This is a genomic window from Sphingomonas sp. LaA6.9 (assembly GCF_022601895.1).
Lineage (GTDB): Bacteria > Pseudomonadota > Alphaproteobacteria > Sphingomonadales > Sphingomonadaceae > Sphingobium_A.
Map to the genome: position 1 here is coordinate 164,389 of NZ_JAKVIO010000002.1, position 17,281 is coordinate 181,669.

The 17,281-nt window shown below is 62.6% G+C and carries 12 protein-coding genes; 5 read left to right on the forward strand and 7 right to left on the reverse strand.

The window, feature by feature from the left end; genetic code table 11:
* Positions 1-54: 54 nt before the first annotated feature.
* Both MKI88_RS01940 and MKI88_RS01945 read left to right on the forward strand, forming a co-directional pair.
* On the forward strand, positions 55-1,464 hold the full coding sequence (locus MKI88_RS01940; RefSeq protein ID WP_241628979.1) for a methyl-accepting chemotaxis protein: 1,410 nt from the start codon (positions 55-57) through the stop codon (positions 1,462-1,464).
* Between the two features lie 85 nt (positions 1,465-1,549).
* On the forward strand, positions 1,550-2,203 hold the full coding sequence (locus tag MKI88_RS01945) for a glutathione S-transferase family protein (protein WP_241628982.1): 654 nt from the start codon (positions 1,550-1,552) through the stop codon (positions 2,201-2,203).
* Positions 2,204-2,207: 4 nt separating this feature from the next.
* On the opposite strand, the gene MKI88_RS01950 is transcribed toward MKI88_RS01945, so the two are convergent.
* From MKI88_RS01950 to MKI88_RS01980, 7 genes are all read right to left on the reverse strand, one after another.
* Positions 2,208-3,287, reverse strand: a complete 1,080-nt coding sequence (locus MKI88_RS01950; RefSeq protein ID WP_241628985.1) for a hypothetical protein — start codon at positions 3,285-3,287, stop codon at positions 2,208-2,210.
* 2 nt (positions 3,288-3,289) lie between these two features.
* Complete coding sequence (locus MKI88_RS01955; RefSeq protein WP_241628987.1) at positions 3,290-4,138, reverse strand: MoxR family ATPase; 849 nt, start codon at positions 4,136-4,138, stop codon at positions 3,290-3,292.
* A 105-nt stretch (positions 4,139-4,243) separates the two neighbouring features.
* Positions 4,244-4,915: a DUF6975 family protein gene (locus MKI88_RS01960; protein ID WP_241628990.1), complete on the reverse strand. Its 672-nt coding sequence runs from the start codon at positions 4,913-4,915 to the stop codon at positions 4,244-4,246.
* 150 nt (positions 4,916-5,065) lie between these two features.
* Positions 5,066-7,270, reverse strand: coding sequence for a TonB-dependent siderophore receptor (locus MKI88_RS01965; protein ID WP_241628995.1), 2,205 nt, complete (start codon positions 7,268-7,270; stop codon positions 5,066-5,068).
* Between the two features lie 156 nt (positions 7,271-7,426).
* Positions 7,427-9,460 (reverse strand): RNA polymerase sigma factor RpoD, encoded by a 2,034-nt coding sequence (gene rpoD, locus MKI88_RS01970; RefSeq protein WP_241628997.1) that lies wholly within the window; start codon positions 9,458-9,460, stop codon positions 7,427-7,429.
* A 19-nt stretch (positions 9,461-9,479) separates the two neighbouring features.
* Positions 9,480-11,351 carry a DNA primase gene (gene dnaG, locus MKI88_RS01975; protein WP_241628999.1) on the reverse strand — a complete coding sequence of 624 codons (1,872 nt, stop codon included), beginning with the start codon at positions 11,349-11,351 and terminating at the stop codon, positions 9,480-9,482.
* A 10-nt stretch (positions 11,352-11,361) separates the two neighbouring features.
* A complete protein-coding gene (locus MKI88_RS01980; RefSeq protein WP_241629002.1) occupies positions 11,362-11,814 on the reverse strand; it encodes a GatB/YqeY domain-containing protein in 453 nt (150 codons plus the stop codon).
* 129 nt (positions 11,815-11,943) lie between these two features.
* On the opposite strand from MKI88_RS01980, the gene carA reads away from it, so the two are divergent.
* The 3 genes from carA to greA all read left to right on the forward strand — a co-directional run bounded on the left by carA (position 11,944) and on the right by greA (position 17,276).
* The gene (carA, locus tag MKI88_RS01985; RefSeq protein ID WP_241629004.1) at positions 11,944-13,116 is read left to right on the forward strand and encodes a glutamine-hydrolyzing carbamoyl-phosphate synthase small subunit; all 1,173 of its coding nucleotides are present in this window, start codon (positions 11,944-11,946) and stop codon (positions 13,114-13,116) included.
* Between the two features lie 262 nt (positions 13,117-13,378).
* Positions 13,379-16,717 (forward strand): carbamoyl-phosphate synthase large subunit, encoded by a 3,339-nt coding sequence (gene carB, locus MKI88_RS01990; RefSeq protein WP_241629007.1) that lies wholly within the window; start codon positions 13,379-13,381, stop codon positions 16,715-16,717.
* Positions 16,718-16,799: 82 nt separating this feature from the next.
* Positions 16,800-17,276, forward strand: coding sequence for a transcription elongation factor GreA (greA, locus tag MKI88_RS01995; RefSeq protein WP_241629010.1), 477 nt, complete (start codon positions 16,800-16,802; stop codon positions 17,274-17,276).
* Positions 17,277-17,281 lie beyond the last annotated feature (5 nt).

The window sequence follows — 17,281 nt, forward strand, 5'->3', positions numbered from 1 at the left end:
GCACTTCAACCAATTGCCTCTAGCAGCGATCCTGGGTCGAAAGGGGGATTGCTCATGGCAACGCAAGCAATTGCGGCGGGACTGGGTGATAGCGGCGCGATTGATGACGTCGCGCGCAATTGCGGACAGGTTGCGGTCGGCTGCAGTGATGCGGCGGGCTATGTCGAAGGCGTTGCGACGCGAATCAAGCGCCAGCTCGAAATGCTGTCGGCGCTTGAAGAGGTCACGGCCGCGCTCGAGGCCGATCAGCGTCGCGTCGCGGACTCAACCGACGAAGCGCGGCTGCTCTCCGAACAGGCGCACGACAAGCTCGAGCGCGGCGCGCAGCTGATCGGCAGCGCCATCGCCGAGTTTGGCGGGCTGACCGACCTTGTAACGCGGCTGGGCGCACACATGACCAATTTTGCGGCGGCGATGGAACAGGTCCAGCGTGTCTCGGCGGGCATCGACGTGATCGCGCGCAAGACCAATATGCTCGCATTGAACGCAACGATCGAGGCCGAGCGTGCCGGCGATGCAGGCCGAACCTTCGCGGTCGTCGCCGACGAAGTGAAGAAGCTGGCGCAGGAAACGCGCGCCGCGACCGACGAAATCACGACGACGATGGCATCGTTGACCCGAGAAGCGGGCACGGTGATCTCGGAAATAAACCAGGGCGTGGAAAAGAGCCGCACCGCTCAGCGCGGCTTCTCGACGATCAATCAAACTGTCCGTGACGTGACGGAGATCGTCGAGCAGGTCGATCAGCAGAGCGAAGGTATCGCCAAATCGACCGCGCTGATCCACGACAGCGTCGCGCGTGTGCAGGAAGGGCTTACGCTGTTTGCCATCGACGCACGCGAAAATGGCGGACAGCTCATCACTGCACAGGAACGGCTGACCAGGCTCGAGATTCTGTCCAATGAAATGCTCGATCAGCTCGCGCACAGCGGCATCCGCATTGCCGACAGCCATTTCATCGATCTCTCGATCGACGCGATGAAGGAAGTGCGCGCGATCGTCGAGAATGCCCTCAACGAACATCTCGTGTCACCGCTCGACGTGTTCGACACCGATTATGTTCCCGTGCCGGGTTCGGATCCGGAACAATGGGACAATCGCTTCAACGCCTTTGCCGACGCGCACGTTCAGCCCGTGCTCGATCGTATCGCACGGCTCGACGAGGCACGTATCCTTGGCGTCGCCATCACCGACGTGAACGGCTATCTCCCCACGCACATGTCGTGGAAGTCGCATCCGCAGCGCCCGGGTGATCCCGGCTGGAATGCGCTCAACTGCCGCAACAAGCGCGTTTTCTTCGACGATTCGACCAAGCGCGCGGTGTCGTTCCAGGGCGACTTCATCCTGAACACTTATTGCCAGGATCTGGGGCAGGGGCGCTTCCGTGCGGTCAAGAGCGTTTTCGTGCCGCTGAGTTTCAACGGCCGCCGCTGGGGCAATTTCGAGATGGCCTTCATCGACTGAAGAACGCAACTGCGGGGCGGGGTTGCGCCTGCTCGCCGGCGCGGTTAATAGTTAACTCAATGGTTAGCTATTCGGAGTCGATGCCATGCTTACCTGCTACACCTTCGGTGCCGTTCCAGCTTTCGCGCAGGGTCTTGTCCGCGACCTCCGCGTGCGGTGGGCGATGGAGGAAGCCGGGCTTCCCTATGACGTGCGCCTTGTGGGCGAGGACATCGAGCGCGAAGACTATCGCCGCACACACCAGCCCTTCGGACAGGTTCCCGCGATCGAGGAGGATGGCTTTCAGCTCTTCGAGTCGGGCGCGATCGTGCTCTATATTGCCGAAAAGTCGGAAAAACTGGCGCCGCGCACGCCCGAAGCGCGTGCCAAGGTACAGCAATGGGCTTTCGTAGCGCTCAATTCGGTCGAGCCACATCTGGGTGAACTGGTCGATATCGACATTTTCTCAGCCGAAGAAGACTGGGCGAAGCAACGCCGTCCGGCTGCGGTCAAGCGCACAGAAGCACGCCTCGATCTTCTCGCGGCAAAGCTCGATGGCCGCGACTATGCGACGGGCGCCGAGTTCTCGGTGGCCGATATATTGCTGGCGACCGCGCTCAAGGAGCTAAGGCACACCGACCTGATCGATCGGCGCCCGGTGCTCATGGCGTACATGGAACGCTGCTTTGCGCGGCCCGCCTATCGCAAGGCGCTGGCCGATCACATGGCAGTCTTCGAGCGACAGCCTGAGCCGGCCTGAGAGATCACTTCAACTGGTCGCTGCTGACGTTTATCCGTGTCGAGCCATCCGGATCGAATTCGGTCCGCGAGCGTACCGCGCCGCCCTTGGAATCCGTGCCCGAGAGGATGTCGCGAAGCTGCTCGCCGCTGGGGATGCGGTCATAGCTGCCAAGCGTTTCGGTCTGGCCGATCTGATGGATCAACAACGTATGGCCTGTACCCAGAAGCCGGGGTGATGCGCGCAGGATCATGCCCGAATCGTTGATCACGGTGAACACCGATGTCGGGGCGACGCCTTCGTCGGTGGCCTGCATGACCTCAAAGGCGCTCGGGCCGATCGAGAAGCGCTCGCGAACGCAGACCTTGGTCAAGGGCTGGATCGGGGGCGCTTCGCCGCCTTCGATACCGGCCACCACCGCGGGCCCGGCCAAGGCACCAAAGAGCGCTGCATCGGCGCTGTCCTTGTCCTTGAGCGGTTTTGCCTTGCGCGGGTTCTGGATAGGGCATTCGCTGACCTCGAGCAGATGTGCCGGGGTCGGCTTCGCCCTGTCTTCGAAGCGCAAGGACGCGATCAGCGCGTCGAGCGTCGCGACGATATCCGTGTTGCGGCTCATCGGCCCGGAGACGCGGAGCTTGACGATCCATCCGCCCGCACGGAGAAAGGCCGCGGCCGTGGCGCGCGTGCCGCCATCGGCATTCTCATAGAGCTGGCGGATCGCCGCGGCCTTTTCACCGCCCGCGTCGATCAGGCTGGCTGAGAACAACCGTGTCTCGGGGCCGAAGCGCTGCATGATGATCTGGCTCGTGCGATAGGCAGTCAGCCCCGCATCGGGGAAGCTTGGAAAATAGACATAGACCGTGGCCGCAATCGCCTGATCAGGCGAAGCATATTGCGCGACATTATCGATCCCGCGCCCCTTGTTGCTGAACTCCTCGGTCTTGACGAGGCTGACCATACCCGCCTTGGCGGGCATCGAAATTCCCGAATTGACCAGCACATGCCGATCGTCGCGTACTGCCCAATTGTCAGAGGTCGAGATTTCCTCCGCGGTGGCGGGCGCCGCGGACAGCATGACGGCGAGCGCCAGCCAGGCGTTGCGCAAGCTCAGCGCCCCTGCTGCCGCTTCGCCATGAAGGCGAGACGCTCGAACAGCATGACGTCCTGTTCGTTCTTGAGCAGCGCGCCGTGGAGCGGCGGGATCGCCTTGGTCGGGTCGCGTGACTGGAGCACGTCCAAGGGCATGTCCTCGGCGAGGAGCAGCTTGAGCCAGTCGAGCAGCTCGCTGGTCGAGGGCTTCTTCTTGAGCCCGGGGACCTCGCGGACATCGTAGAAGATGTCCATCGCCTTCTGGACGAGGATCTTCTGGATCCCGGGGAAGTGGACGTCGATGATCGCCTGCATCGTGTCGCGCTCGGGGAATTTGATATAGTGGAAAAAGCAGCGGCGCAGGAATGCGTCGGGCAGCTCCTTCTCGTTATTCGAAGTGATGATCACGATCGGACGCTCGGCCGCCTTCACGGTCTCCTTGGTCTCGTAGACATGGAATTCCATGCGATCGAGCTCCTGAAGGAGATCGTTGGGGAATTCGATATCGGCCTTGTCGATCTCGTCGATCAGCAGAACGGGCAGGGTGGGCGAGGTGAACGCCTCCCAGAGCTTGCCCTTGCGGATATAGTTGGCGATGTCGTGGACGCGCTCGTCGCCGAGCTGACCGTCGCGCAAACGCGCCACCGCGTCATATTCGTAAAGGCCCTGCTGCGCCTTGGTGGTGGACTTGATGTTCCATTCGATCAGCGGCGCACCGAGCGAATCGGCGACTTCCTGCGCGAGCACGGTCTTGCCGGTGCCGGGCTCGCCCTTGACGAGAAGCGGGCGGCGGAGCGTGACCGCTGCATTGACCGCGACCTTCAGGTCGTCGGTTGCGACATAGCTGTCGGTTCCGCTGAAACGCATGCGCTGATCCTCTTCGCTTCCACCTTACGTTAAGGGAAGCGATAGGGGTGCACGCGAGGCGGCGCAAGGCCGGATTCGGTCGCCTGTCGTTCGGCAGGAACGTTGTCAGTAGTCGCCGCGCGCCGCGTTACGGGCTTCAAGCACGTCCCAAAGTCCGCGATGCTGCGCCAGAATCTGTTGCGCGCCAAAGCCGAGCGCGCGTTCGATGCTGGGCGTCTCAGCGATCGTCATCGCGACGGTGCGGGTCTCGCGCTCGTCGGGCAACCGGGCGGGCTGAACGGGAATCCCCAGTCGCTCGGCGGCGGTGTCGAGCACGCGGCGGATTGCCTTCCAGTCCATGATGAGAGCGATCGCGGCACCAAGTGCGCAGCCGACGCGATCGGACTGGGCGAGCATTTCAAGCGCGTGCCGCTGCCCCATCACCGCCGCTTCGCACTCGGCCTGGCCGGGCGTGCTCGGGATCGGGCCAGCCGCGACCGTGATTCGCGTGAGATATCCACGCTCACGCGAAAATCCGTCGGCAGCGTCGATGAGCCAGCCACGGGCTGCTGCGTGTACGGTCTTGGTCGCCGCCAGATCGATCACGCCAGGGTGGCGACCATGAAGCACGCACAGATAATGCGCGGCATCGGCAAGATTGCGCGTCGCATGGCGCCCTGACAGCAGATCGCCGGAGTGCGCATAGCCTTGCGCGCCCGATCCGTCCGCCTCGACCAGCGCGGCCAGCATGTCGGAAACGCCGCCGCTGCGCGCGGTCTGAATAGCTTGTATCGCCATCCGAAATCCCCAAAAATCGTGGTGCGCCCATAAGGGCGTTCAATCATCTGGGCGACCTTCTATATCAGTCGCGTAAAGAGGCGGTTTATTTCGCATTAGGGCGCTGGTCAGAATTGACCACATCCAAGCGGCCCTGCGCATCGTATCGCTTCAGAAACTGAAGCCGAGCGTCGCATTGACGGTCCGTCGAATACCGACAAAGCAATCGCCGCGACCGAGGCAGGTTGAGTAATATTTCTTGTCGAACAGGTTTGTCGCGCTGACCGTCAGGCTCCAGGGGCCCCGGTCAATGGCAATCAGTGCGTCGGCCAGCACATAATCGGGACTGATCACCTTCCCGCTGCCGCTCAGCGTTTCGGACACGCTTTCATCGACATAGCGCACGCCCGCGCCCAGCTGGAGCCCGACCTCCTCATTGAGACTGAGATATTTCGTACCCCAGAGTGACGCGAGATGCCGGGGGACGCTCTCCACCTGCAGGTTCCCGCGGGCGCGATCCTTCGCGCGTGTGTAGCTATATGTGGCAACGATATCGAAATTCCCGGGGAGCGATTTGGACGCCTCCAGCTCGATGCCCTGCGTGCTGATTTTGCCAGCCTGTACCGCATTGAGCGGATTGCCGGGATCGGCCAGCAAGCGGTTCTCGTCGTCGAGATCGAAGGCCGCGACCGTAAGCATCGCCGAGGAGTCGGGGCGCCATTTAAGACCAAGCTCATATTGCCGGCCGTGCTGTGGCAGATAGCGATTGCCGGATGCGTCGCGCCCATTGATCGGCAGGAAGGATTCCGAATAGTTCACATAGGGGAGAACGCCGCCTCCCAGATCCACCATCAGCCCTGCGCGCCCGGTGGTCGCCTTGTGGACGATCTCGCCCAGACTTGCGACATTGTCTTCGAACCGGTCACGACGAATGCCCAGTACCAGCAACACCTTGTCGAACGCGCGCGTCTGGCTCTGGAGATAGGCACCAAGCTGGGTCTGGACCTGGCGACCATCATCGATCAGCGGGTTGGCGATGATATTCCCGAATTCGGGGGCATAGGCGTCGATCGGCGTCGCCGAAGGCGCCAGCGAAAGCACGGGCAAGCCGTTGGTATCGAGCGCAGCAGCGCCCGAATAGCCCCCGGTCGAGCGCATCGTGCTGCTGTGGTGCACATAATCGATACCCGCCAGCAACTCGTGCGTCAGCGCGCCCGTCGAAAAATCGAACTGCAACTGGCTGTCGCTCGTGAAGACGCTGGATCGGAATAGCTCACCAAAGGCGAAGCGGTTGAGGATTCGATCCTGGCCGCGCGCTGCATAGTCGGGGAACCATACGTTCAGATACGCATCGGCGGGATCGAGAAAGGGATCGTCCGGATTGGTATAGACATCGGCGTAATGCAGGTACTGGTTCGACCTGAACCATTCCTGTCGCAGATTCTGGCGGAATTCGACCACATGCGAGAACTGATGCGAAAAGTTCGCGGCTATCCACTGGCTGTCGAGATCGACGCGGTCGGTCGAAGGCTCGCCGAGCTGGGTGCTCCATGAAAGTCGCCCGTTGGGGGCATCGCGTAACGTCCCCGCCAGCGGCAGAATCTGTCCGACCCAGCCGCTCTCGTCATTCTGCGCCTGGCCGAGAAGCGTCAGGCTGGTATCCTCGCCAATCTGCCAGGTCAGCGACGCGTTGAGCAGCCAGCGGCGATCGGTGGCGAAGTCGGTCTGCGACTCGCTGTCCCGCCACACACCGATCACGCGGCCCGCGAGTTGATCGGTCACAAGTGGCCCGGTGAGGTCGAAGCCAAGCTCCTTGCGGTCGAAGCTGCCATAGGACGCGAAAAGCGTACCCTGCGTCTCGAACTCGGGTCGTTTGGTGACGATGTTGAGCAGTCCGCCGACCGAGCCCTGACCATGAAGCATCGCGGACGCGCCGCGCAGTATCTCTATGCGCGAGAGCGTGAACAATTCGGGACGCGGGCCCTCGCGATAGCCGAAGGTACGACGCAAGCCGTCCTGATAGATCGGCGCTTCGATTCCCCGGATGAAGCCATAATCGCCACGCGCGTCGAGCCCGTAGGCGTCGGTGCGGACGCCGGTGGCATAGCGCAGGCTGTCGTGCAGGTTGAGCGCGCCCATCTCGTCAAACCTGTCGACCAAGATCACGCTGGCCGACTGGGGCGTCTGGATGAGCGGGATTTCGTCATCCGGCTGGCCGGTGTCTTGCGCCCGGTCGTCAGTGGTGGCCGCCGTCGGTTCGTCGGCGGGGAAGGGGTCGCCTTTCGCATCCTGCGCTTGCGCCGTCGCCGCGAAAATCACGGTCGAAGCAAGGAGCAGCGCCTTCAGCGTGCGGCTCTTGAGCATGGCGGTGATCATTCCCCCTGTGGCAACCGACCCCGGTCGCACGGCGGTGTTCGAAAATGCAGATGAACCTGCGATGTATGCGGGGCTCATGCGAGGAGATTGGGGCAGCTGTCGATTCAAAAAGGGCGGCACCGCATCGGCACCGCCCTTGATCCAGATTCGGAAAACTTACTGGTCGAGGAAGCTGCGCATCTTGCGGCTGCGCGAGGGGTGCTTCAGCTTCCGGAGCGCCTTTGCCTCGATCTGGCGAATGCGTTCGCGCGTCACCGAGAACTGCTGGCCGACTTCTTCCAGCGTGTGATCGGTGTTCATGCCGATCCCGAAGCGCATGCGCAGCACACGCTCCTCGCGCGGGGTGAGGCTGGCAAGGACGCGGGTGACTGTTTCCTTGAGGTTTGCCTGAATCGCCGCATCCACGGGGATGATCGCGTTCTTGTCCTCGATGAAATCGCCCAAGTGCGAATCTTCCTCGTCGCCGATTGGCGTTTCAAGGCTGATCGGCTCCTTGGCGATCTTCATCACCTTGCGGACCTTTTCGAGCGGCATCGACAGCCGTTCGGCCATTTCCTCGGGCGTAGGCTCGCGGCCCTGCTCGTGGAGGAACTGGCGGCTGGTACGCACGAGCTTGTTGATCGTCTCGATCATGTGCACCGGGATGCGGATCGTGCGCGCCTGATCGGCGATCGAGCGTGTGATCGCCTGGCGGATCCACCAGGTCGCATAGGTCGAGAACTTGTAGCCGCGGCGATATTCGAACTTATCGACGGCCTTCATCAGGCCGATATTGCCTTCCTGGATGAGGTCGAGGAACTGCAGGCCGCGATTGGTATATTTCTTTGCGATCGAGATCACGAGGCGGAGATTGGCCTCGACCATCTCCTTCTTCGCGATCCGCGCCTCGCGCTCGCCCTTCTGCACCATGTTGACGATACGGCGGAATTCATTGAGCGACATGCCCGTCGCCTGGGCGATTTCGCCGATCTCGGCGCGGATGCGATCGACGGCATCGGCCTCGATGTCTGCGAACGCGGCCCATTTCTTGTCGATCTTCGCGACGCGATCCATCCAGCCGTCTTCGAGCTCATGGTCGACATATTCGTCGAGAAATGCCTTGCGCGGCACCTTGTGGCGCTCGGCGAGGCGAAGCATCTGGCCGCCCAGCGCGGTCAGGCGCCGGTTGAACGAGTAAAGCTGGTCGACGAGATATTCGATCTTGGCGCCGTGAAACTGGACGCTCTCGACCTCGGCGGTCAGTTCCTCGCGGAGCTTCTGATATTTGGATTCGTCGCTTCCGGTGAACTCGTTACCGACCGCGAGAACATCGAGGCGCGCGGCCTGGATCTTCGAGAATTTCTTGTAGAGCGACGTGATGTTCGCGAACTTCTCGAGCGCCGCGGGTTTCAGCGTCTCTTCCATCTGCGCGAGGCTGAGCGTGTTGTCCTCTTCCTCGTCGTCCGACGGGCGCTTCGCGCGCCGTTCGGTCATCGAATCCTCGTCGTCGCCGTCGGCGGACTCTTCCTCGACCTCTTCCTCTTCCTTGAAGGAGGGGCCAGCGGTCTTCTCGGAAATCTCGCCGTCGCCTTCCTCTTCCTCGTCGGTGAGGCTTTCCGGCGCGGGATCCTTGGAGAGCATCGCATCGAGATCGAGGATCTCGCGCAGCTGCATCGTTCCTTCGTTGAGCGCGGTCGACCAGTCGATGATCGCGTTGAAGGTGATCGGGCTTTCACAAAGCCCGAGGATCATCGTGTCGCGGCCCGCCTCGATGCGCTTGGCGATCGCGATTTCGCCCTCGCGCGAAAGCAGTTCCACGGCGCCCATTTCGCGCAGGTACATGCGCACGGGATCGTCGGTACGATCGACCGTCTCGCGCTTCTTCTCGGCAACATTGCCCGACGAGCCATCGCCGGTGTCGACCGACTCGACCTCGTCGTCCTGATCCGGCTGCTCTTCGCCGTCCTCGCCAGCATCCTCGTTCTCGACGATGTTGACGCCCATTTCGTTGAGCGCGGCCATCACGTCCTCGAGCTGGTCCGAGGACATCTGGTCCTGCGGCAGCGCCTCGTTCAACTGGTCATAGGTGATGTAGCCGCGCTTTTTGGCGCGAGCGATCAGCTTTTTGAGCGAAGCCTCGTTGAGGTCGATGAGCGGCGCATCCCCGCCCTCATTGGCCTCGCTGTTCTCCGCCGCGTTCGTCTTTGCCATTTACTCGCCTTGTCCCAAGTCACCCACCGGCATCATCGTCGCCCTGCGTCAGCGCCGCGAGCCGCATTTCTGCCTCTTTGCGCGCCGCTTGCAAGCGGCGTTGTTCCTCATATGCCTCATCGTCCCACTCGCGCTCCAATCGCGCCGTTGCGGCAGCGATGGCTGCGTCGAGTTCCGGACGTGCAACAAGCGCATCTATAGCCATTATAAGATTGCGCTGCGCGGCCTCCGGTTCCGCATTGCTGCGCTTCGAGGAAAAGGCAAGCCTGTTTGTAGCCAGAAGGTCCGCAACCAGCCCGCCAAGGCCGGCCTCGGCCAATATGGTATGCAGCGAAGCGAGATCAAGGTGCGCGACAGTAAAGCTGGCTTCCAGCAAGGCCTTGCGCAATTCCTCGAGCGCGCCGTCGGTCAATTCGAGCGCCGAAATTGCTTCCGCGCAGGGCGCAATAACGCTCGGATTGTTCAGCAATCCCGCGAAAAGTGCGCGCGCCAGCATCGGTTCTATTCCGCTGCGACTGATGGAACGGGTCTTGTCGGATACCGGCCGTTCGGGCGGCTGCCAGCGTCCTCCCGAACGCGGCTGATATTGCGGTCGCGACTGGTATGGCTGTTGTGGTCGAAATTCGCGGCGCTGATTGTAGAGAGCATCGAAACGCTCGCGAAACTCCGCAAAATACTGCTCGCGAACGTCGCCATCGCCGATCGCCTTGGCGTGAATGTTGAGCCGACGACGCAGCCCGGCGCGCGCCTCGGGTGTGTCGAGAGGCTCGGCCGCCTGCTCGTGGCGCCAGAGTCGGTCGGCGAGTCCTTCGGGGCTCGCGGCCAGCGCTTCGAAGGCTTGCCGCCCGCCCGCCTTGACGAGATCGTCGGGATCCTGCCCCGCGGGAAGCGTGAGAAAGCGGAGCGAACGTCCGGGTTCGAGGTGCGGCAGCGCTCGCTCGGCGGCGCGGATCGAGGCCTTTTGCCCGGCATTGTCGCCGTCGAAGCACAGAATCGGCGTCTCCGTCATGCGCCACAATCGTTCGATCTGCATCTCGGTTAGTGCGGTGCCGAGTGGCGCGACCGCCTCCTCGATTCCCGCCTGGGCGAGCGCGATCACGTCCATATAGCCCTCGACCACGATCACACGCCCCGATTTACGCGCCGCGGGCGCGGCCCGATCGAGATTGTAGAGCGTGCGTCCCTTGTCGAAGAGCGGGGTATCTGGCGAATTGAGATATTTGGGCTCACCGGCCCCCAGAATCCGTCCACCGAAAGCGATCACGCGGCCTCGCTGGTCGCGGATCGGGATCATCAGGCGGCCGCGAAAGCGGTCATAGGGTTCGCGTTCACCCTCAGGCTCGATCAGAAGACCTGCCTCGATCAGTGTCGCCTCACCGAAATCCCTGAGCGCGGCTTTGAGGCGCCCACGCGAATCGGGAGCGAAGCCGAAGCCGAAGGTCTTGCGCGTCTTTTCGCTTATCCCGCGTTTCTTGAGGTAGGCGCGCGCCTCGGCGCCGTCGATTCCCGCCAGCTGTTCCTCGAACCAGATCTGCGCGCGCTCCATCGCAGCGTGCAAGCCCGTTGCGCGCTCAGCGCGTTCCTGCGCCTGCGGATCGGGGGCGGGGACGTCCATCCCCGCGGACTGCGCCAGTTCCTTCACCGCATCCATGAAGGGCAGCCCGCGCTGGTCGGTCATCCAGCGGATCGCGTCGCCATGCGCCGAACAGCCGAAGCAGTGGTAAAAGCCCTTCTCGTCGTTGATGTAGAAGCTGGGCGTCTTCTCGTTGTGGAACGGGCAGCACGCCTTGAACTCGCGTCCCGCGCGCTGGAGCTTCACGGTCTTGCCGATCAGCGCGGACAACAGCGTCCGCGCGCGAAGTTCGTCGAGGAATTGGGGGGAGAGGCTCATTCTCTCCCGATCAGGCGAGAGCCGCCTTCACCAGCCCGCTGGCCTTGCTCATGTCGAGCTGCGGGCCGTGCCGCTCTTTGAGCACCGCCATCACGCGGCCCATGTCCTTGACCGACGCGGCGCCGATCTCGGTCTTGATCGCCTCGATCGCCGCGCGTGTGTCGTCCTCGCTCATTTGTGCGGGAAGGAAGCGCTCGATCACGGACAGCTCGGCTTTCTCTGCCGCGGCCAGCTCGTCACGACCGCCCTTTTCGTAAAGCTCGATCGATTCGCGGCGCTGCTTCACCATCTTCTGGAGCACTTCTACGACCAGCGCATCGTCGTCGTCGGGTGCCTTGCCCGTACGTGCTTCGATATCGCGGTTCTTGAGTGCGGCCTGGATCAGGCGCACCGCGGCGGTGCTTTCCTTGTCGCCGGCCTTCATGGCGGCGATCTGCGCGGCTTTGATGTCGTCGCGAATCATGGGGTGCTTTCGGCTGAACTTTCGGAAACGATGAGCTTAGCCAAGGCTTGCGGATTTTAATAGATTGACCCGGCCGGGCGTGGCACCTAGTGACGCGGCCGTTTAACCGACAGCCCAGGAGCACATGTCATGGCCGACGCCAAATCCCTACGCGCGCCCGATGGAGCGACGGGGGTATTGGTTCTGGCTGATGGCGCCGTCCTGTGGGGACGCGGATTCGGCGCCAGCGGCGAGGCGGTGGGCGAAGTCTGCTTCAACACCGCGATGACGGGCTATCAGGAAGTGATGACCGATCCGTCCTATGCGGGGCAGATCATCAACTTCACCTTTCCGCACATTGGAAACGTCGGCACCAACCGCGACGATGTCGAGGCGACCAATCCGCACGCGCTTGGCCTGATCGTTCGCGAGGACGTGACCAACCCCAGCAATTTCCGCAACATCCAGCATTTCGACGAATGGCTGAAGGCCAATGGCCGGATCGGCCTCGCCGGAATCGACACGCGCGCACTCACCCGCCGCATCCGGCAGAAGGGCGCGCCCAACGGTGTGATTGCGCACAATGCATGGGGCGAATTCGATATCGACGCGCTGCTCAAGAAAGCGCGCGAATGGCCGGGTCTCGAGGGCATGGATCTCGCAAAGGAGGTCTCGACGCTGCAGAGCTATCAGTGGCGCGACGGGCTCTGGACGCTCAGGGACGGTTACCATCTCAACGAGGCGGGCGATGACCGCCCGCACGTCGTCGCGATCGATTATGGCCTCAAGCGCAATATCCTGCGGAACCTCGTCGCTGCTGGTGCGCGCGTGACGGTGGTGAAGGCGACCGCGACCGCCGAGGAGGTGCTGGCGCTCAACCCCGATGGCATATTCCTATCGAACGGCCCCGGAGACCCCGCCGCGACCGGGGAATATGCGGTGCCCGTGATCCGCGAACTGCTCGAAACGGCCAAGCCGATCTTCGGCATCTGCCTCGGCCACCAGCTTCTCGCGATCGCAGTGGGCGGCAAGACGATCAAGATGCATCAGGGGCATCGCGGCGCCAATCACCCGGTCAAGCGCCTCGACGACGGCCAGGTCGAGATCACCAGCATGAACCACGGCTTCGCGGTCGAGGTGGCGACGCTCCCCGCCAATGCGCGCGAAACGCATGTCTCGCTGTTCGATGGTTCGAATTGCGGCTTCGAACTGACCGACAAGCCCGTCTTCTCGGTGCAGTACCACCCCGAGGCGAGCCCCGGTCCGCAGGACAGCCATTATCTGTTCGAGAAGTTTGTCGGACGACTGGAGAAGGGCGCGTGAGGTTAGTCGCCGTCGCCGGTGTTTCTGCCGCGACCGTTTTGATTGGCTGTTACAGTGCCCCGAGCCTGCCTGCGTCGGCTTTGGATATTCTCCGCTCATGCGATGTACCGCAGAGATATGCGGGTTGGTGCGAGGAGTGCGGATATTTCAAGGTGGTCCTCCCGAGCGAGGATTCCTTCCGGTCGAAACGGACCTGCCTCGAAAACACGATTACTGAACGCAATGAACGCAATTTGGTCTTGTCCCAGGAAACGCTTCGCTGATGCCCAAACGCACTGACATTTCCTCCATCCTCATCATTGGCGCCGGCCCGATCGTCATCGGCCAGGCGTGCGAGTTCGACTATTCGGGGACGCAGGCGTGCAAGGCGCTGCGCGAGGAAGGCTATCGCATCATCCTCGTCAACTCGAACCCCGCGACGATCATGACCGATCCGGATCTGGCAGACGCGACCTATGTCGAACCGATCACGCCCGAGATCGTCGCCAAGATCATCGAGAAGGAGCGCCCCGACGCTCTGTTGCCGACGATGGGCGGGCAGACCGCGCTCAACACCGCGCTCGCGCTCTTCAATGACGGCACGCTCGAAAAATATGGCTGCCAGATGATCGGCGCCGATGCAGAGGCGATCGACAAGGCCGAGGACCGGCTGAAATTTCGCGACGCGATGAGCAAGATCGGGCTCGAAAGCGCGCGCTCGCGCATCGCGCACTCGATGGCCGACGCGATGGCCGCGCTCGAGTTCGTGGGCTTGCCCGCGATCATCCGCCCGAGCTTCACGCTCGGCGGAACGGGTGGCGGCGTCGCCTATAACAAGGACGAGTTCGTCCATATCGTGACAACGGGGCTCGAAGCCTCGCCTACCACCGAGGTTCTGATCGAGGAATCGCTCCTCGGCTGGAAAGAATATGAGATGGAGGTGGTGCGCGACCGCAAGGACAATTGCATCATCATCTGCTCGATCGAGAATGTCGATCCGATGGGCGTCCATACGGGCGACTCGATCACCGTCGCGCCCGCGCTGACGCTGACCGACAAGGAATATCAGATCATGCGCAATGCGAGCATCGCTTGCCTGCGTGAAATCGGCGTCGAAACAGGTGGTTCCAACGTTCAGTTCGCGGTCAATCCGAAGGATGGCCGCCTGATCGTGATCGAGATGAACCCGCGCGTCTCGCGCTCCTCGGCGCTGGCGTCCAAGGCCACGGGCTTCCCGATCGCCAAGGTCGCGGCCAAGCTGGCTGTCGGCTACACGCTCGACGAGATCGACAACGACATCACCGGCGCGACCCCCGCGAGCTTCGAGCCGACGATCGACTATGTCGTCACCAAGATCCCGCGCTTCGCCTTCGAGAAGTTCAAGGGCTCCGAGCCGCTGCTCTCCACCGCGATGAAGTCGGTGGGCGAGGTGATGGCGATCGGCCGCAATATCCATGAGTCGATGCAGAAAGCGCTGCGCGGCCTCGAAACCGGCCTTTCGGGCTTCAATACGGTGGATCACCTGATCGGCGCGTCGAAGGACGATATCGTGGCGGCACTGTCGCGCGCGACGCCCGATCGGCTGCTCATTGCCGCGCAGGCATTGCGCGAGGGGCTGAGCGTCGAGGAGGTCCACCAGATCGCGAAATATGATCCCTGGTTCCTCGAGCGCATTGCCGAGATCATCGCCGCCGAGCGCGAGGTGATCGAGAATGGTCTGCCACGTGACACCAGGGGCATGCGCCGGCTCAAGGCGATGGGCTTTTCGGACAAGCGCCTCGCCTGGCTCGCGCTGCAATCGGCGCATCTGGCGAAGGGCATGGACCGCGCCGTCGCGCGCGGCTCGGGCCTGATCCGCGAGGCGGTCGTCGCGATGACGGGCGGGGTGACCGAGCAGGAGGTGCGCAAGCTGCGCCACAAGCTCGGCGTGCGTCCGGTCTTCAAGCGCATCGACACCTGTGCCGCCGAGTTCGAGGCGAAGACGCCCTATATGTATTCGACCTATGAGGCGCCCGCCTTTGGCGAGCCCGAATGCGAATCGCAGCCGACTGATCGTAAAAAGGTTGTCATCCTTGGCGGTGGTCCCAACCGGATCGGGCAGGGGATCGAGTTCGACTATTGCTGCTGCCACGCGTGCTTCGCGCTCGATGAGGCTGGCTATGAGACGATCATGGTCAACTGCAACCCCGAGACGGTCTCGACCGACTATGACACGTCGGACCGGCTCTATTTCGAGCCGCTGACCGCCGAAGACGTGCTCGAGATCCTTCATGTCGAGCAGGAGAACGGTACGCTTGCGGGCGTGATCGTGCAGTTCGGCGGGCAGACGCCGCTCAAGCTGGCGCAGGCGCTCGAGGATGCAGGCATTCCGATCCTTGGAACATCGCCCGACGCGATCGACCTCGCCGAGGACCGCGAGCGCTTCGCGGCGCTCATCAACAAGCTCAAGCTGCTCCAGCCCGCAAACGGCATCGCGCGCAGCCGCGAGGAGGCGATCGCGGTCGCCGAGCGCATCGGCTATCCCGTGCTGATCCGCCCGAGCTACGTGCTCGGCGGCCGCGCGATGGAGATCGTCGACGGCCAGCAGCAGCTCGAAGACTATATCCAGACAGCGGTGCAAGTGTCTGGCGATTCACCCGTTCTGATCGACCAGTATCTGCGCGACGCGATCGAGGTGGATGTCGACGCGATCTGCGACGGCGAAGATGTCGTGGTCGCGGGCGTCCTCCAGCACATCGAGGAAGCGGGCGTCCATTCGGGCGACAGCGCATGCACCATCCCACCCTACAGCCTGCCGCAGGACATCATCACCGAGATCGAGCGCCAGACCGATCTGCTCGCGCGTGCGCTCGAGGTGAAGGGCCTGATGAACATCCAGTTCGCGGTGAAGGACGGCAAGGTCTATCTGATCGAGGTCAATCCGCGCGCAAGCCGGACCGTGCCCTTCGTTGCCAAGGCGATCGGCCAGCCCATCGCCAAGATCGCCGCGCGCGTGATGGCGGGCGAGAAGCTGAAGGATCTGCCGACGATCGACCGCCATGCGATCAACCATGTCGCAGTGAAGGAGGCGGTGTTCCCGTTCGCGCGCTTCCCCGGCGTAGATCCTGTGCTGTCACCCGAAATGAAATCCACAGGTGAAGTGATGGGAATCGACAAGGATTTCGCGATCGCATTCGCCAAGTCGCAGCTCGGACTGGGCGACGATCTGCCGCTCGAAGGCACTGTGTTTGTTTCGGTCAAGGATACCGACAAGCCTGTCGTGCTTCCCGGCGTCCGCCTGCTCTCCGAAATGGGCTTCACCATCATCGCGACGGGCGGCACCGCCGACTATATCGAGGAAGCGGGAATCGCGGTCCAGCGTGTCAACAAGGTGGCGCAGGGACGGCCCAATATCGTCGACCGGATCAAGGACGGCGGAGTGGACCTGATCTTCAACACGACCGAAGGCTGGCAGAGCCACAAGGACTCGCAGTCGATCCGCGTCTCCGCACTATTGGGCAAGGTTCCGTACTATACGACGGCGACCGCGAGTGTCGCTTCGGCGCGCGCCATTGAGGCGCTTCGGAACCAGTCCCTTGAAGTGCGGTCGTTGCAATCCTATTATTCAGCATCACACGCCTGATCCCGACAATTTAAGCGTGGCGGGCGGCTTTTCACTTCAGGGGTGAGGCCGCTTGGGGGAAGCTTTGACAAAGGACCGTTGGATGGCGACCGTCGAGAAATTGCCGATGCTGGCAGAAGGCTATGACAAGCTGACGGAGTCCCTCCGTCGCCTCAAGGCCGAGCGCCCGGAGATCGTCGACGCGATCGAGGAAGCGCGTGCGCATGGCGACCTTTCGGAAAATGCCGAATATCATGCCGCCAAGGAGCGGCAGGGCCAGATCGAGGCGTCGATCGCCGATATCGAGGATCGCCTCAGCCGTGCGCAGATCATCGACCCCACCTCGCTTTCGGGCGACAAGGTGATCTTCGGCGCGACCGTGACGTTGCTCGACGAGGATGAAAAGCCCGTGAAGTACCAGATCGTCGGCCAGACCGAGGCCGATGCCAAGGTCGGCCGCATCTCGTACAACTCGCCGCTGGGCCGCGCGCTGATCGGGCGCCAGGTCGAGGACGAGGTCGAGGTGTCGGTGCCCTCGGGCGACCGCTACTATCTGGTTTCCAAGATCGAATTCATCTGATCGCG

Coding starts and splice junctions, on each gene's coding strand:
- MKI88_RS01940 (WP_241628979.1), top strand. CDS start 55: ATGGCAACGCAAGCAATTGCGGCGGGACTGGGTGATAGCGGCGCGATT.
- MKI88_RS01945 (WP_241628982.1), top strand. CDS start 1,550: ATGCTTACCTGCTACACCTTCGGTGCCGTTCCAGCTTTCGCGCAGGGT.
- MKI88_RS01955 (WP_241628987.1), bottom strand. CDS start 4,138: ATGCGTTTCAGCGGAACCGACAGCTATGTCGCAACCGACGACCTGAAG.
- MKI88_RS01960 (WP_241628990.1), bottom strand. CDS start 4,915: ATGGCGATACAAGCTATTCAGACCGCGCGCAGCGGCGGCGTTTCCGAC.
- MKI88_RS01965 (WP_241628995.1), bottom strand. CDS start 7,270: ATGATCACCGCCATGCTCAAGAGCCGCACGCTGAAGGCGCTGCTCCTT.
- rpoD (WP_241628997.1), bottom strand. CDS start 9,460: ATGGCAAAGACGAACGCGGCGGAGAACAGCGAGGCCAATGAGGGCGGG.
- dnaG (WP_241628999.1), bottom strand. CDS start 11,351: ATGAGCCTCTCCCCCCAATTCCTCGACGAACTTCGCGCGCGGACGCTG.
- MKI88_RS01980 (WP_241629002.1), bottom strand. CDS start 11,814: ATGATTCGCGACGACATCAAAGCCGCGCAGATCGCCGCCATGAAGGCC.
- carA (WP_241629004.1), top strand. CDS start 11,944: ATGGCCGACGCCAAATCCCTACGCGCGCCCGATGGAGCGACGGGGGTA.
- carB (WP_241629007.1), top strand. CDS start 13,379: ATGCCCAAACGCACTGACATTTCCTCCATCCTCATCATTGGCGCCGGC.
- greA (WP_241629010.1), top strand. CDS start 16,800: ATGGCGACCGTCGAGAAATTGCCGATGCTGGCAGAAGGCTATGACAAG.